Annotated in this window: 3 protein-coding genes; 1 reads left to right on the top strand and 2 read right to left on the bottom strand. The window is 27.6% G+C overall.

The features are described 5' to 3' along the window. Nucleotides 1-61 precede the first annotated feature (61 nt). Nucleotides 62-265, top strand: a complete 204-nt coding sequence (locus tag EZH24_RS11425) for a DUF1858 domain-containing protein (protein WP_137999223.1) — start codon at nt 62-64, stop codon at nt 263-265. 83 nt (nt 266-348) lie between these two features. On the opposite strand, the gene flgN is transcribed toward EZH24_RS11425, so the two are convergent. Next, a complete protein-coding gene (gene flgN / locus EZH24_RS11420; protein ID WP_137999222.1) occupies nt 349-858 on the bottom strand; it encodes a flagellar export chaperone FlgN in 510 nt (169 codons plus the stop codon). 260 nt (nt 859-1,118) lie between these two features. Then, nucleotides 1,119-1,529 carry a hypothetical protein gene (locus EZH24_RS11415; RefSeq protein ID WP_137999221.1) on the bottom strand — a complete coding sequence of 137 codons (411 nt, stop codon included), beginning with the start codon at nt 1,527-1,529 and terminating at the stop codon, nt 1,119-1,121. Nucleotides 1,530-1,635: the final 106 nt, after the last annotated feature.

The following is a 1,635-nucleotide window of genomic DNA, read 5'->3' as shown; positions in this document are numbered from 1 at the left end:
GACAAAAAGATAAATTATATTATAATAATAAATAATCATTTAGAATTAAGAGAGGTAAATTATGATAAATAAAACTATGAGCATAGGAGAGATAATTCAGATTTTTCCAGATTCGGTTGAAATAATGATGAGTCATGGACTTCATTGCGTTGGCTGTCATGTTGCAAGCTGGGAAAGTTTGGAAGAAGGATGTCGCGGACATGGAATGGACGATGATAAAATAGAAACTTTAGTCGAAGAGATAAACAACAAATGCGGAAAATAAGTTAACTCCTCTAAATTAAAAAAAGAAGTTTCGTAATCTTTAACGGATTATAAAGCTTCTTTAATTTTTATATTTTATTTATATTATACTTGCTTATTTATTAACGCCGATAATTTTCTGTTAATCACATGTTCTTTGCCTTTGTTATTATAGCCGACTTTTTTACTGCTGTATAAAACTTCTTTCATATCGCTAAAAAATCCCAATGCTTCGTCAAATAATTTTGGCGACAATTTATTTAAATGCCTCAAGCGGGCTATTAGAGTCACAAGTTCCAAACGCATAGCCGATATTTTGGATGTTTTATTTAAAGGAATTCTTCTTATTATATCGGACAAAGTGGCGGTTTCGGACAAATGAGGAAATTTATTTAATATAATTATATCGATAATATTTTCTCTCATTTTTCTCAATTCGTTAGCTTCGTTCATTTTTTCGTTTTGATGCTCGCAATATAAATGAATATCCTGCAAACGAGTATTGATAATCGAATTCACTTTTTTTTCTTCGTCTTCCAATATAATTTTGTAAACTTCTATCTCTTTTGAAAGAAGTATTTCGATTTTTGTAAGTTCTTCGTATAAATTAAACATAAAATGCCATCCTTGAATTGTATCTATAAGTTAATTATCGATAATTATAAGAATTACTTTACATAATTTTTTTATTATGGAACATTGTATTTTTAATAGAATTTTATTTTAAAATTTAATTTTTTAATGGTCGATTGCCTCTACTTTATCTCGCAATGACAGATTAAAATTCCCATAATGAATAAATAAAACGGACGAAGTTTTTACCTCGCCCGTTTTAGCATGTGAATTAAATTATATTACTTGCTTTATTAATCTTATTATTTTTTAGTAATATCTATAGAAGTAGTCGTTCCTTCTGAAATCATATCAAATTTTCCTTGAGTATCGCTACTAAAAGTTAAATTTGCCTGAATATTGCCATTGGCATAATTTACCGTAGTAGTATAACTCGTATCGCTACTTCTCGTTATAGAATCGGAAGTAACCGTTATATCTCCCCTCTCAGATTTTATAATCATTGAACCATTAGCATTTATGGTAATAATGTGCGTTTCTCCTGTATTTTCTGGATTGCCATACCAATTGCCAGCATAATAGGATAATGTTCTATCTTCATTATTATTGTTATTATCATTATTGCTTCCTGTAGTGTCTTTATTACTGCAACTTATAAAAGCGACTAAAGATAAAAAGATTAATAATATTGTGATTTTATTTAGTAATTTCATACTAAACTCCTTGATTTTTTATTAAAACATTTAATTGAATAAACGCTTTTTGAAAACTGAAATTTAATAAATTCAAAAAAGAATTTGAATAGATTTTTAATAAACA

This window comes from Brachyspira catarrhinii (assembly GCF_005518285.1).
GTDB lineage: Bacteria > Spirochaetota > Brachyspiria > Brachyspirales > Brachyspiraceae > Brachyspira > Brachyspira catarrhinii.
This window is presented reverse-complemented; position numbering and strand designations above follow the sequence as displayed.